The organism is Anaerolineae bacterium, from assembly GCA_025062375.1.
In the GTDB taxonomy this organism is placed as follows: Bacteria; Chloroflexota; Anaerolineae; order SpSt-600; family SpSt-600; genus SpSt-600.
This window is the reverse complement of record JANXAG010000043.1, coordinates 1-14,277: the sequence shown is the minus strand read 5'-3', so window position 1 is coordinate 14,277 and position 14,277 is coordinate 1. Positions and strand designations below refer to the sequence as shown.

The window sequence follows — 14,277 nt, the reverse complement described above, 5'->3', positions numbered from 1 at the left end:
CAAGGTCATTATCATTACAGGTGCCGGGCAGTTCGCTTTTGTGGCCGGGGCTGATATAAACGAAATCAACAAACTCAAGGGCTATGAAGACTCTAAGGAGGTGGTCCTGAAAGGCCAGGAATTGTTCAACATGATTGAAAACTCCCCTAAGCCAGTAATCGCAGCTATAAACGGGGTCTGCCTGGGAGGCGGGAACGAACTGGCTATGGCCTGCCACATCCGCATCGCTTCCGATAGGGCCCGCTTCGGCCAACCTGAAATAAATCTGGGCATAATGCCCGGGTGGGGTGGGACCCAGCGTCTTCCCAGACTCCTGGGCAAGGGCAAAGCCTTTGAATTGCTCCTTACAGGCGACATGATCACCGCTCAGGAAGCTTACCGCATAGGATTGGTGAACAAAGTCGTCCCCGCCGGTGAGGTCCTCAAGGCCGCCAAAGACCTGGCCAAGAAGATCGCTTCTAAAGGGAAGCTCGCCATTGAAGCCATAATTGACGCTGTTAACAAGGGCATGGAGATGAGCCTCAAAGATGGACTCCTGTACGAAGCCGACCGCTTTGCCAGGCTCTGCGAGACGGAAGACATGCGCGAAGGTGTGCGGGCTTTCCTGGAGAAGCGCCAGCCCCAATTCAAAGACCGATAACCGCCTCTGGGGGTGAAGGCCCATTGCTCTCAACATCCTTGCTCGTGCCTTCACCCCCCACCTTTGAGGGAAGGAGGGAAGCATGGATTTTACCCTTAGCGAAGAACACCAGATGTTTCGCAACATGTTCAAAGATTTTGCCCAGAAAGAAGTAGCCCCTCTGGCCCAAACCACCGACCACGAAGAAAAGCCGCCTATGGAAATCCTCAAGAAAATGGCCGAACAGGGATTCCTGGGAGCAACTTTTCCCGAAAAATACGGTGGCTCAGAGCTTGATAACCTCGGCTACTGCTTCCTTATGGAGGAAATGGCTGGTGCCTGTATGTCCACCGCCCTTACCCTGCACGTCCACCTGGGCCTTGCCGGGAACACAATCCTTAGGGAAGGGAACGAAGCACAAAAAGAGAAATACCTTCCCGAGATGGCCGAAGGAGCAAAGCTGGGAGCCTTTGCCCTCACCGAGCCCGAAGCCGGAAGCGATGCCGCCGCTATAAGGACGATAGCCGTGAGGAAAGGCGATGAATACATCCTTACCGGAAATAAGATCTGGGTGACCAACGCCGGTATAGCTGATGTCTTCATCGTCTTTGCCAAAACCGATCCACAGGCTGGGGCCAAGGGTATAAGCGCTTTCATTGTGGAAAAAGACTTTCCCGGCTTCAAAGTGGGGCGCAGAGAACGCCTTCTGGGGCTCAGGGGGGTTGTCTGCAACCCCATCTACCTTGAAGAGTGCCGGGTCCCTGCCGAAAATCTGCTGGGCCAGGAAGGAGAAGGGTTCAAAATAGCCATGCGAGCCCTTGATTACGCCCGGCTGGGCACTGCGGCCATGTGCCTTGGCCTGGCCGAAGCAGCTCTGAGGGAAGGCACCCGTTATGCCACTGAGCGCTCCCAGTTCGGTGGACCTATAGCCCTTAAACAGGCTATCCAGAACTACGTGGCTGAATCGGCCATAAAGATAGAAGCTCTGCGCCACCTGGTGGAATACACCGCTTGGCTTGCCGATAAAGGCGAAAGGTTCACAAAAGAAGCGGCCATGGCCAAGGCCTTCGGGGGGGAAATTGTCCACTGGATAGCTGATAGGATGCTCCAGGTGCACGGAGGCTACGGTTACATGCGGGAATACACCATTGAGAGGATCTACCGTGATGCTCGTGCCCTGGCCATTATAGAGGGCACCACTGAAATCCAGCGCTTCATCGTAGCCTCCGACATTTTCTCCGGATATGGCCTCAAGATAAAGCCCTAAAGGGGAGGTGGTTATGGATTTCTCCTTCAGCAAAGAACATCAGATGCTCAGAAGGATGGCCCGGGAATTTGCCGAAAGGGAAGTTTTACCCATTGCCAAAAAAGTTGACGAAGAGCACCGGGTCCCGATGGAAGTGGTCAAAAAGGCCGCCGAACTTGGCCTCCTTGGGGTCCCCTTTCCCCAGAAATACGGGGGCATGGGGGCAGGAGAAATAGGCTATTGTATTGTTGCTGAGGAGCTGGGTAAGGTCTCTTCCTCCTTTGCCACCATCGTCGGGGCCCACATAGGCATAGGGGCCATGGCTATTTACCTTGGAGGCAACGAGGAACAGAAGAAAAAATACCTTACGCCCCTCGCCCGCGGCGAGAAAATAGCAGCCTTCGCCCTCACTGAAGCTGGTGCAGGCTCCGATGCTGCTGCCATTAAGACCAGAGCTATAAGGGATGGGAATTACTTCGTCCTCAACGGCACCAAACAGTTCATCACCAACGGCGATATAGCCGACGTTATAACCGTCATGGCGGTAACAGACCCGGCTCTCGGCCCCAGAGGAGGGATAACGGCTTTCATCGTGGAAAGGGATTATCCGGGTGTCAAGATTGGCAAACTTGAAGATAAAATGGGAATCCGCGGCTCCAGCACAGCTGAGATTATCTTGGAAGATGTCCGCGTTCCTAAGGAGAACGTCCTGGGACCTTTCGGGGCTGGCTTCATAGTCTTTATGCAAAGCCTGGATATGGGTCGGCTTACCCTGGGCGCAGCGTGTCTCGGTGGGGCTCAAACCGCTCTCAGGATGGCAATGGAGTGGGCAGCCATAAGGGAGCAGTTCGGTGAACCAATAGCGCACAAGCAATCAATCCAGTGGATGATAGCCGAGCTTGCCACTGAAATAGAGGCCCTGAGGAGTCTTGTCTACCGAACCGCCTGGCTCGTGGATACAGGCCAGCCCTTCACCCGTTATGCTGCCATGTGCAAAATGTATGGCTCTGAAATAGCCACCAAGGCCGTTAACATCGCCCTCCAGATTTATGGCGCAATGGGCTACACCCGTGACTTTGTGGTAGAACTCATGTATCGCGATGCCAAGATCGCTGAGATCTACGAAGGAACTAACGAAATCCAAAGGATTGTCATTGCCGAAAACCTCTTCCGCGAATTTGGAGTGAGAATAAGACCGTAAAAAGGAGTGGAGCCTATGAGGGTGATCGTCCCCATAAAACAGGTTAGAGATCCCAGAGGGATTAAGGTAGACCTGAGGCGCCAGCAAGTAACTTTGGAGGAAGCGGAACTGGTCATAAATCCTGTTGACCGCAATGCTCTGGAAGAGGCCCTTACCCTTAAAGACCGGCTGGGAGCTCGGGTCACCGTAATATCCATAGGAAGGCCTGAGGTAGAGGACTCCATCAGGGAAGCCTGGGCCTGCGGAGCTGATGAGGGAATCCTTCTTTCAGACGAACTTCTTGCCAGGGTTGACTTCCGGGGGGCGGCGTTGGCTCTGGCCAGAGCAATCCAGAAACTTGGCGATTTTGACCTCATAATTGCTGGAGCCATGTCTGCCGATACCGGCCAGGGGCAACTGGGGCCAAGGCTTGCTGCTGCTCTTGATATCCCGTGCGTGAACGAGGTCTACCGTATTCTGGAAATCTCGGAGGGCAAGGCCAGGGTTATAAGGGGCTGGGATGAGAAATTCCTGGAGGTAGAAGTGGAACTGCCTGCTGTGCTGTGCATTGCTCCGGGAGCTAACGTCCCTCGTCTCCCCCACGGTGCGCGCATCATGAACTCTTACCAGTGGGAACTTCCCGTCTGGAAAGCTTCGGACCTGGGCCTGAGCGAAGAGGACCTCAAGCCCGAAGTGGAAGAACGCGGCCTATCCTTCCCGCCAGAAAGGGTCCGGGGCCGCGTGAGCCGTGGAACACCGGAAGACCTGGCCAGGGAACTTGTCAGCTTCCTAAGGGAAAGGCATCTTATTTAGGGCCATGGGAGGTTTGAGCTATGGAATACTATGAACTGATGATGGGCGAAGTCCCGGAAGAAGAACTTTATCGGGATATCCTAGCAGTGATCTGGATGAAGGACGGAGAACCCATCCCTGCATCCCTGGAGGTTCTGGGGAAGGGGCGCGAACTGGCTGACTCCCTCGGAGCGTACCTCAAAGCCGTCACTTTTGCCGTTGGAGAGGAAGAAGCCCGTAAACTCATAGGATACGGAGCCGATTACGTTTATATCCTGGAAAACCCTGAGCTTTCTCAGTATGACCTGGAGCTTTACGCCAAAGCTCTGGGAGATTTCATCAGGGAGCAGAAACCGGAAATAGTGCTCTTTCCTGCCATTGCCCCGGCAAGAGAATTGGCCCCTTACCTTGCCCAGAAACTCGGTGCTGGCCTTATAACCAACTGCGCTGAAATATTCCTGGACGAAGCTACCCGCACTGTTACCGGTTCTCATCCTATGTATGGGGGTGAATATTTCCGTTCCTTGGCTAACCCTAACCTCAAGCCTCAAATGGTGACCATCCTTCCCGGCTATTTCCGTCCGGCCTACTACGATCCTTACCGCACGGGTGAAGTCCAGACCATTTCCGTTGAAACTGTGCCCTCCAGGGTGAAAGTTAAAGGGTTCGCCGATTTTACAATCCCCACAAACCTGTCCAGTGCCAGGATTATAGTTTCCGTCGGAAGAGGGGTAAAGGGCGAGGAAGAGCTTGAAATAGTCAAAAAACTTGCCCGGGCCCTCAATGCTGAGTTTGCTGGCTCCAGGGGGGCGGTGGATGAAGGCCTTATAGAGCTGGAAAAACAGGTGGGGATGTCAGGCCATCAGGTGGAACCCAAACTTTACATAGCCTGTGGGATATCGGGGGCTATCCAGCATTACTATGGCATTCGCAATGCCCGCTGCATTGTGGCGATAAATCGCGATCCCACTGCCCCCATTTTAAAGGTGGCGGACCTGGGCATAGTGGGAGAGATAAAGGAAATAATTCCTGCGGTTTTGAAAGAACTGGGCCAATAAATAGCCCCCTCCGTGATAGACCCCCTGAGCCTTTTTGGCCAGGGGGTCTTTTTTGTGCTTTCCCTTGCGCTTTGCAGATTTTACTCAAGTTACCCTCGGAAAGAACCTGAGCAGTGGTGAGCTTTGAGCTTGTAGCCGCGGGTTGCGCCCCTCCTGAAATTCGGCAGGAAGTTCCGAAAGCTCCCCTCAAATTTTTGACAGAAAAAGCTTTGTATGGTATAAAAAGAAAGAAAAAGATAAAGCCCTTCGTCCGAGTCTTGGAAGGGATGAGGACGAGAGGGCTTTACTTTTGGAGGGAATTCCAAAGAAAAACTGGAAAGGAGGTGAGAAATGAAAGCTCTGGGCCGTCAGCTTGTGGTGGAATTCTGGGACTGCCAGGGGGACCTGAATTCTGCCGAGCTCATTGAAAAAACCCTGAAGGAGGCGGTCCAGAAGGCTAAGGCCTTCTTGCTGGACACCAAAGTCCACCAGTTTCAGCCCCACGGGATATCGGGGGTGGCAGTGATAGCCGAATCTCATATTTCCATCCACACCTGGCCTGAATACAAGTATGCAGCCGTTGATGCTTTCACCTGCGGCAACACTGACCCCGAGGCAGCCGTAGAGCATATCCGCCAGGTGCTCAAGCCTAAAAGGGTAAAATCCCTGAAGATAGAGAGGGGCATCCTTCAGGACCAAAGCCTGCACCTGGAGTATAGAGATTATGACACCTGACTCAAAACAAACGCTGCTCCTTGGGCAGCAGTGGCTCCCTGGCAGTTGGGCTCGCCCCCAAGGGCCCAATTGCCAGGGAAATTTTTGTATTGGGAGATGGGGCTATGCTAGACCCGGACAAATGGATCTGGGAGCTACAAACACCGGGAACCATATTTGGCTTAAAAGTGAAAAATTGGCTTGTGCGCCGGAAGACCCGCTATCAAACTCTGGAGATCGCCCTTACTGAGGATCATGGATTAGCCATGAGCCTTGATGGGTGCTTCATGCTTACCGAAAGGGATGAATTTTTCTACCATGAAATGTTAGTTCACCCTATCCTTCTCTCACTGCCAGACCCCTCATCAGTGCTTATCGTAGGCGGTGGGGATGGTGGAGCTCTAAGGGAAGTCCTGCGCCATCCGGTAAAGGAAGCTTACCTTGTGGAGATAGACCAGGACGTCCTGGATGCAGCCATCCAGTACCTTGAACCCGTTCACAGGGGCTCTTTCCATGACCCCAGGGTTAAGATAATAACCACGCCTGGGGAAGAGTTTGTCCTGAAGACAGACCTTAAATTTGATGCCATCATCGTAGATTCCACCGACCCCATAGGGCCCGCAAGGAGGCTTTTTGAAGAAGATTTCTTCATTTCCTGCAGGAAAGCACTCAAAGAGAAGGGGCTTATGGCCTTGCAGGCTGGCACCCCCCATCTTAACCCCGGAGAATTGTCATCCACAGTTCAAGCCTTGCGCAAACTTTTCCCCTTTGTAGAAGTCTACCTTGGCTTTATGCCCTCTTACCCTTCGGGAATGTGGGCTTACGTGGCGGCGGGAGGGAGGTCAGCAAGGGTTAAGCTGAGCACTTTGTGGAAAAGATACAAACAAAGGGAGCTTACGACCAATTACTACACCCCGGAACTCCATCTGGCTGCTTTTATCCTTCCTCGCTTTGTCCAAGAGATTCTCGCCAGAGCCTCCACCTCAGAAGGAAAAGCTCCTTGAAAGCCCTCGTAATAACATCGAGGCGTGCTCCGGTTTGTTTCCCGGCGGGCCTTGGGAGATGGGTAACCGGGACCTCCTGGAATTTGAAGCCAGCCCTCTTGGCTCTTACCAGGAATTCAGCGCTGAAGGTAGCCCCAAAAGACTGAATTTGAGGCCCCACTTTCTCTATAACTTCCCGTTTGAAAAGCTTAAAAGCACAATCTATGTCCCTGACTGTATACCCAAAAAGCACCGTCACCAGAAAACTCCAGCCCCATCCGAAGAGCACCCTGTACCAGGGGTCCATCCGCTTAGGACGGTACCCGGCCACCAGGTCTGCTTCTTTTATAAGAGGAAGCAGTTTCTTAAGCTCCTCCAGCTTGAACTGACGGTCTGAATCAGTAAAGAATATGAGCTCTTTGGTAGCCGCTGTGATGCCGGAGTACACAGCAGCACCGTAGCCCCTGTTTTTCTCATGGCGGATGAGGCGCACTTTTGGATATATAGAAGCTTTTTCCATCACCTTTTGGGCAGTATTATCCTTGCTTCCGTCGTCCACCACGATTATTTCGTAATCATCAGTGATCGAGGAAAGGACCCTGTCCATTTCCTCAATCATGGGGCCAATGTTGGCTTCCTCGTTATAGGCGGGCATCACTCCAGATATGGAAGTCATCTCTTGCCTCCTCCCTCAAGCATTGGAGGGATGAATTGAGCGGAAGAGTTAAGAAATAGGGTAATGGCCCCATTTCAAAACTGCCTCATACATGGCCACAATGTTCTGAGGGGGAACATCGGGCTGAATGTTATGGATGGGAGCAAATACATAACCCCCGCCCGGGGCAAAAATGCGAAGTCTCTGGCGAACGTGTTCTTCCACCTCCTCAGGGGTGGCCCAGGGAAGGACGGTTTGGGGGCATGCTCCACCACCCCAAAAGCTCAGTCTATCTCCAAACTCTTTCTTAAGTCTTTCGGGCTCCATCTTGGCAGCAGCAGTCTGCACCGGATTCAAAATATCAACCCCTGCTTCAATTAGGTCAGGAATAAGGTCGTAAACAGAGCCACAAGAATGAAGAAACACATAAGCTCTGGTGTGGGTGTGGACCATGCTGTAAAGTCTGCGGTGATGTTCAAAGAAGAACTTTCTGTAAAATTCAGGGCTGAACTGGAGGCCCATCTGGGTCCCCAGATCATCGCCAAAGCCGATCACATCCACATATTCGCCAACCGCTTCTATGTAGCGTTTTAAATCCCTCAAAGCGGCTTCGGCTAACTTAGCTATAAGCTTTGAGGCAAAATCAGGGTTCAGCTTGAGGTCCATCAGGAACTCAGCCCAGCCCCTTGCAAACTGTCCACTTTCAATCAGGCTTCCCCCAAACCATCCGAAAATTGCGTAATCGGTTTCTTGATAGAGGCGACGAGCAACATGATGGAGAAATTCCAGTTCTTCATCTGACAGGCGAGCTGGTTCAAAGCGCTCCAACTCTTCCAGAGTTGCTTCTTTTATAGGGGGTTCCTTAGGGAGGAAATGATAGGTGCCTGCTGGCATCCAATGGGCTATACGTCCATCGGGAGTCCTTATGAGGAGATCGCCCTGGGGAGTTCGTTCGGGCTCAAAATCTGCTGAAATCAATGCTGGAGAGCCATCTGGTAAAGTCCACTGCTTCCACCGGGTGTTCTTAACCCCAGGCACTGGTTCCAGAAGGGGAAGCTCTATCACATCCACCCCAAAACGTCTCCTTACCGGTTCCTCTACCTCCGCCAATTGCAAAATTATGTTGGCAACTTTTACAGGCTGCCCATCAATCCCGAGGTATTGTTTGAGGCGGTGGTATGCTACAGCATTTATCCCGGTAACTAAAGAACCACCAAGGTCTATTGGGACCCGGTCGGGCTCTTTATGAGCTAAGGCTGTGCGAACCCTTTCCCTGGACTTCATGGCTTTCAAATTATAGGTGAAAGAAATAATTTAGTCAAACCGCCGCTTTCTCCCACGTAGAATGTTACCGGATATTATGCCACCGCCACTGGTGAGGATGCGTTTGCTCCCGTAACCACCGGAGCTGGTTTTCTTCTGGAGCTTGACGGGGGGTCTTTACACATGCAGGCTGCGGCGTTAGACTTTGTAAGACTTTAATTTGACAAAAGGTTCGGGTTGCGTTAAAATGAAAGCGCCGGTTAGGTCTTCTCTTGTTACTCCAGCGGGAGCCGCCGGGGGGAGAGACCGGCGGTTTTTCCTTAGAAGGGGCTTGAGGGGGTTAACCGGAGGAAATTTAAAGAAATGGAGGTTAGCAGTGGGTACCAGAACCACCGGAACCGTCAAGTGGTTCAGCCGTGTCAAGGGCTATGGCTTCATCAGGCCCGACGGCTCGGATAAGGACGTCTTCGTCCATTACACGGCCATCGTGGGGGAAGGCTTCCGCAACCTTGAGGAAGGCGACCGGGTGGAGTTTTCCATCCAGGACACCCCCAAGGGCCCCCAGGCTGTTAATGTAGTAAAGCTGTAACCCTGTCGGCTGCCACACCCTATGATAAGCCCCGATGCTTAAAAGAGGCGTCGGGGCTTGTCTGAAGAAATTTATGAAGAAGGAGAAACTTCTTGTAGTAATTGTTTTTCTTTTCCTTGCCTTTTCAGATCACCAGAGCGCATTTATCCAAGCGGGGCAAGGTTTCCCAATCCTTTGGGCACCGGATAGTTCTTTTCTCCTCATAGGAAAGCCAGGCCGGGAAATAAAAGCTGGCGAGAAGGTCCAGCTCCTTCAGGAAATATATGCTTTTTACCCCGACACAGAAAGTTACCGTAAAATTTCTGAAAACGCCTTTTTCCCTTATTTTTCCCCCGATGGCCAGAAGCTTTCCTTCACAAGTTTCTTAGGTCCCGGTGAGGCTCTCCTTCAAGAGATGAACTTGAAAACCCGTAGGGTCACAGCTACAGCCAGAGCTTCCTGGCCCACCGGCCCCCGGGAAGCCATTTCCCCCGATGGACGCTACGCCATCTCAAAGAAAGATTCTGCGATTTACCTGAAGGACTTTTCCCTTAAGAGAGAATTTCTCCTTTTCCAGGCCCGATACGCTGGGGGCGTATCCTGGACGCCCGATAGCCTCAAAGCGGCACTCATAGCTTCTCCTGAGCCCTTCAAATCCCAACTCTGGCTTGTGACGACCTCCCCTCCTGGGGCCAGGATGCTCCTGGAGCTGGAAGGGGAGGTACTTGATGGTCCTTCCATCTACCCCGATGGGAGCTTTGTGGCCTTTGGGCGCTGTCCATTAGGGGCTGGCACAATTGAAATGTTTGATATCTGGGCCATTGAGGTTAACGGGGAAAACTTGAGGCCCTTAGTGGAAGGACCCGGCGAAGATAGCTCCCCTCTCTTTTCTCCCAATGGCCGTTTCCTGGCTTTCCGCCATGGCGGTGAGGTGCTGGTAGTAGAGTTTGAAAAATCCATGGGCAAAATTGTGCCGCCTCGACGCCCTTCCATCCTTTCCGTAAGCGCGCTGGCCGAGGCTTATCCCCCACTTCTTCCTCCCTCCACAATCCGCGTTATCCACAATCCCAACAATTATTACCGCTCCGATGTTCCCCCCTGGCAGATCGACGTCTTTGATTTTGAAACCTATGTGAAACAGGTGGTGCCCTATGAAATGCCAGCTTTGTGGCACATGGAGGCTCTTAAAGCTCAGGCTGTAGCGGCCCGAACCTACGGCTGGTTTTTCATCATTAAGAACCGATCCCTCAACTATGACGTCTCCGATTGGGTGGACTACCAGGTGATGGGGCCAAGCACCCATGAGCGTTCAAATCAGGCAACTGATGGGACCAGAGGGCAGTATATTGAGTGGAAAGGACAGCCCATCCTGGCCGAATACAGCGCTGAGAATAGCTCCCCCACTCTGCCTCGCTACAAACCCGGGACCTATGAACCAGACCCCAACTACCCATATCTAAGTTCGGTGTATGACCCGGTTGGCTTTGGGCAGCCCAGGAGAGGCCATGGCCGTGGGATGTCCCAGTACGGGGCCAAAAGGTGGGCTGAAAATTACGGCTGGGGATACCAGCAGATCCTTACCCACTACTATACCGGTGTTAACATAAGGAAGGCCCTCGCCTCCAGCGATACCGGCCCTCCGCTGGCCAGCATAACTAAACCCTGGTCGAGGTTTTATTTGAACACTAATTGGATTTTGCTCCAGGCCAATGCCTCCGATGAGTTCAGCGGGATAAGCGCGGTAGAGTTTTACTCCGGGACAGGGCTTTTAATTACCGATACCGAAGGGGTTGATGGTTGGAGTTACCTGTGGGATGTCTCATCCCTGCCCGATACAGGTCTCAGCGAAGGGATTGATCTATGGGTGAGGGCTTTCGACGGGCAGGGGAATGGCTCTTCTGCAGAGAGACCCGTCAGGGCCAGAATCGGGATTGATAGAGTTGAACCCAGGGCAACGGTTTCCATAAACAGCCCCTTTGTCACCTCTTTAGATATAACCTTGACTGTAACGGTGAGCGACACAGCTCCCGGGGAAGTGGGAGGGGTTGGGATAAGCAATGGCTGGCTCTGGGAAGAAAGGGACTTTTACACCCAAACCGGGAGGATAGTGAATGACCCTGATGCTTTAGACGGAAAAGCCCTTCAGGCGAAGGCAAGGACCGATCCTCCCGGGGCTTGGTATGGACCCTACACTTTTGCTTTAGAACCCGGCTTCCCCTACAGAGCCATATTTCGCCTCAAAGTCAGCAATCCCATCACCCCCACTGAGGAAGTTGCAGTTCTGGATGTGGTCCAGGATGCGGGAACTAAGATTTTAGGCATCCGGCGTTTAAGAGGAATTGACTTTAAGGCTCCCGATGTTTACCAGGAGTTCCCTGTGGATTTTTACTATTGGACAAAAGGGAGCGCCGGCCTTGAATTCCGCCTCGCCTTTAAATCCACTGCCGACATTTACCTGGATAGAGTTCTGGTGACCTCTTATCCTTCTCCTGCTGGGGAAGTGCCCTGGAGGCTCACTTACGGAGAGGGGGAAAAGCTTCTCTGGATCAAAGCCTTTGATAGAGCAGGCAATGTTTCTTCCGATATAATCCTGACTTTAATTGTAGATTTCAACCCTCCTTCTGGCTGGTCAGAATTAATCCCTTCAGGATGGCTCTCCCAAAGCCCTCCCATCACCTTAGCGGTTCAGGTAACCGATGATGTTTCAGGTCTGGATCCGGAAACCGGGGCTTTCCGCTACTCTGTGGACGAAGGGGTAACCTGGAGTGATTGGCTCACGGCTTCTGTAACTCTAATTAACCCATTGAGGGGGATGGTTGTAGCACCTATGGTTCCGGTTCCACAGGGAACAGCGGGAAGAATTCAATTTCGTATAGCTGATCGGGCGGGCTTGAGTTCGGAGAGCCCGATTTACGTTACGAGAGTATACTGGCAAACTTTCTTGCCCCTTATTCTGAAGCAATAGGAATCTGGCTCAGGGCACTGTGAGTTGACTAAGAGTTATGGCCCCGTCTGGCACAGGTCCTTCAGGCCCTTCAACCATAAGTCTTTCCACGGTTTCAAGGAAATATAGGCCCACTTTCAGTGTATATTTTCATGAAGTGAGGCTTTCAGTGGAAAGTTTTCTTTCGTCTTCCACAAGGGCACCTTCAGGCCAGCAGGATGTGGGAAATTCACCGCTCACTGGCATACCATCAAACCCTGCAACCCATTGCCCATCCTCATCCACAAGGTGGACAAATACCGTGTAATCTCGGGATGGTTTCTTTTCAGCGGTCCAGTAAAGTTTGAGGGTATTCCCTTTCAGGGAGAAACCGACCAGTTTTATCCCATCGTGGAAACGGTAATTAAGGGGTGTGACCTCTGGGGGGATAGAAGGCCACTGGTGGGGGACCAGCGCAGCGTAACCTGCAATACCCAGGGGTATGTGGTTGCCTTTTTCATCTATAGCCTTCAGGCCCGGATGTCCCGGTTCGTAAAAATCGTAAGCTCCCACCTCAATGGTTAGTCTGGCGGGGGCTTCCGCATCCTGAGGTATGAGCAGGGGGTATACGTCGCATACCACCTTGCCTGGCGGTATGCAACGGAACGGGCTATTCCCTAGGCCAGGGAAGGTATCCACCTGGGTGAGGGTTTTGCCTCCAGGGATTATCCCACCCTTACCCCATACGTGAACGAACACACTGTAATTTCTGGGTACGGGTTTTAGAACCTGCCAGCACGCTCTCACGTTCAAGGTCTGGCCTGGCTTCACAGTCTGAGGCCATATTTCTATCCCTATAAGCCTTATGGAATCGGCGAAGGTCCAGTTAAGCCTGTGCAGGCTTGCTGGAACCTCTGACTCTTCCAGCAATGGAGGCGAATTGTATGATGGCCATATGTATCCCCACAGGGCATAAATGGCCAAAGCGGCCAGAGCGAAGGCTGATAAAATAATAACCCTCTTTCCCCACCTTTCGGGTAAAATGCTGTTCCAGCCACTCACCCATATGGCGGAGAAAGCAGCCAGCGCGGGAAACAGCATCCGTCCCTGGGGGTAACTCTTGTAGGTCCAGAATACCAGGGCAAGGAGATACATCAGAGCCCAGAAAAAGGTCAAAAGCCACAGGAAAAGCTTTTTCTCCCCGTTTTCTGGCAGGACCATGGCAAGAAAGAGGATAAAGCCCACAATGCCAATGAGCATCCACCAATCCAGGGCCGAATAAATCCACGGATGCACAACTATATTGAACCAGCCGAAGACGGCCCAGTAGGATTTGCGCACTCCTTCAAAATTGTAAAGGATTTCCTGCCAGTTTGGAGGGCGTTCCCGCGGAGGGAACATTGCAAACATTACTTTCAGGCCCGTGGGATCACCATATATTAGCAGATTTCGTATATACCACCATCCTCCGATAATAAAGGCCACTCCGCCTGCTATGAAGGCCCAATATACGAAATCCCTGAACCGATGGCTTCTTAGAGCAGTCATCGCCAGGCTTATGAGCAACGGGAATATTACCACAAGACCATTAAGCTTGGCGATAGCTATGAGGCCGAAAAGTACTCCGGCGAGGAAAAGCTGGCTGCGAGAAGGAGGGCGGTCAAAAAAGAAAAGGGTCAAATAGAAAAGAATGGTGGCCAGCGCTGTGACCAGATTATCATTATTGAGGGATGCACTCAGGAAAATGAACTGCGGGTTAAAGGCCACAAAGGCTGCGCTTAAGAGGGCAAGAGGGCTTTCCTTACCGAAAAGAAGGCGCGCTGCGCGGTATGAGAAATAAACGGTGATGGCTCCAAGGGAAATTGAAAGGAGAGCGGCCAACCGCACTGCCAGAACGGTTCCGTAGAAGGAGAATCTCTCATCCGGGCAGTGGGCTAACACGTTTTTGTTTCCATAAGGGTGAAGGGGCAAACCCACAGCCGCGTGGGGGTTATGTGCTATTACTTCTGACTTATCTTCTATGCTGATGATAGAGACCAGTGGGGCCGCCAGGATGTAATAAAGAGGGGGCTGGCTTGCCTCCTGCTGCATGGGTAAAGGCGAACCGCTGTAACGAGGGAAACCTTTCCCCTGGGCCAAGTGAAGGATATATTCAAAGTGCCATATAGCATCGGGCGATTCCAGAATGGGGTTCACCCATGCATAGAGAAAAGCGAGGGATATAAAAGCTCCGACTATTATTGCGATCCCATTTCTCTTAAACTTTTGCGAGACTGTCGTAGCCATAATACTTAGTC

The 14,277-nt window shown here is 52.2% G+C and carries 12 protein-coding genes; 9 read left to right on the top strand and 3 right to left on the bottom strand.

The window, feature by feature from the left end; genetic code table 11:
* The 7 genes from NZ653_09080 to speE form a co-directional block, all read left to right on the top strand.
* Positions 1-640: enoyl-CoA hydratase-related protein (locus NZ653_09080; protein MCS7287273.1), on the top strand; the 640-nt coding region annotated here is incomplete at its 5' end.
* An 82-nt stretch (positions 641-722) separates the two neighbouring features.
* Positions 723-1,886 carry an acyl-CoA dehydrogenase family protein gene (locus tag NZ653_09075; protein MCS7287272.1) on the top strand — a complete coding sequence of 388 codons (1,164 nt, stop codon included), beginning with the start codon at positions 723-725 and terminating at the stop codon, positions 1,884-1,886.
* A 13-nt stretch (positions 1,887-1,899) separates the two neighbouring features.
* Entirely contained in the window at positions 1,900-3,066 is a 1,167-nt protein-coding gene (locus tag NZ653_09070; GenBank protein MCS7287271.1) for an acyl-CoA dehydrogenase family protein, read from the top strand.
* Positions 3,067-3,081: 15 nt separating this feature from the next.
* On the top strand, positions 3,082-3,858 hold the full coding sequence (locus NZ653_09065; protein MCS7287270.1) for an electron transfer flavoprotein subunit beta/FixA family protein: 777 nt from the start codon (positions 3,082-3,084) through the stop codon (positions 3,856-3,858).
* Positions 3,859-3,878: 20 nt separating this feature from the next.
* On the top strand, positions 3,879-4,895 hold the full coding sequence (locus NZ653_09060) for an electron transfer flavoprotein subunit alpha/FixB family protein (protein MCS7287269.1): 1,017 nt from the start codon (positions 3,879-3,881) through the stop codon (positions 4,893-4,895).
* Positions 4,896-5,225: 330 nt separating this feature from the next.
* Positions 5,226-5,609, top strand: coding sequence for an adenosylmethionine decarboxylase (gene speD / locus NZ653_09055; protein MCS7287268.1), 384 nt, complete (start codon positions 5,226-5,228; stop codon positions 5,607-5,609).
* A gap of 104 nt (positions 5,610-5,713) precedes the next feature.
* Complete coding sequence (gene speE, locus NZ653_09050; GenBank protein MCS7287267.1) at positions 5,714-6,592, top strand: polyamine aminopropyltransferase; 879 nt, start codon at positions 5,714-5,716, stop codon at positions 6,590-6,592.
* Here speE and NZ653_09045 read toward each other — a convergent pair.
* Both NZ653_09045 and NZ653_09040 read right to left on the bottom strand, forming a co-directional pair.
* The gene (locus NZ653_09045; protein ID MCS7287266.1) at positions 6,525-7,247 is read right to left on the bottom strand and encodes a glycosyltransferase family 2 protein; all 723 of its coding nucleotides are present in this window, start codon (positions 7,245-7,247) and stop codon (positions 6,525-6,527) included. The two genes, speE and NZ653_09045, sit on opposite strands and share 68 nt — an antisense overlap.
* 48 nt (positions 7,248-7,295) lie before the next feature.
* The gene (locus NZ653_09040) at positions 7,296-8,510 is read right to left on the bottom strand and encodes a methyltransferase (protein ID MCS7287265.1); all 1,215 of its coding nucleotides are present in this window, start codon (positions 8,508-8,510) and stop codon (positions 7,296-7,298) included.
* A 355-nt stretch (positions 8,511-8,865) separates the two neighbouring features.
* Here NZ653_09040 and NZ653_09035 point away from each other — a divergent pair, with 355 nt between their 5' ends.
* Together NZ653_09035 and NZ653_09030 are read left to right on the top strand one after the other, a co-directional pair.
* Positions 8,866-9,078, top strand: a complete 213-nt coding sequence (locus NZ653_09035; GenBank protein ID MCS7287264.1) for a cold shock domain-containing protein — start codon at positions 8,866-8,868, stop codon at positions 9,076-9,078.
* A 73-nt stretch (positions 9,079-9,151) separates the two neighbouring features.
* Entirely contained in the window at positions 9,152-12,022 is a 2,871-nt protein-coding gene (locus tag NZ653_09030; GenBank protein ID MCS7287263.1) for a SpoIID/LytB domain-containing protein, read from the top strand.
* A gap of 129 nt (positions 12,023-12,151) precedes the next feature.
* On the opposite strand, the gene NZ653_09025 is transcribed toward NZ653_09030, so the two are convergent.
* Positions 12,152-14,277, bottom strand: a 2,126-nt coding sequence (locus tag NZ653_09025) for a glycosyltransferase family 39 protein (GenBank protein ID MCS7287262.1), incomplete at its 5' end; no start/stop codon positions are given.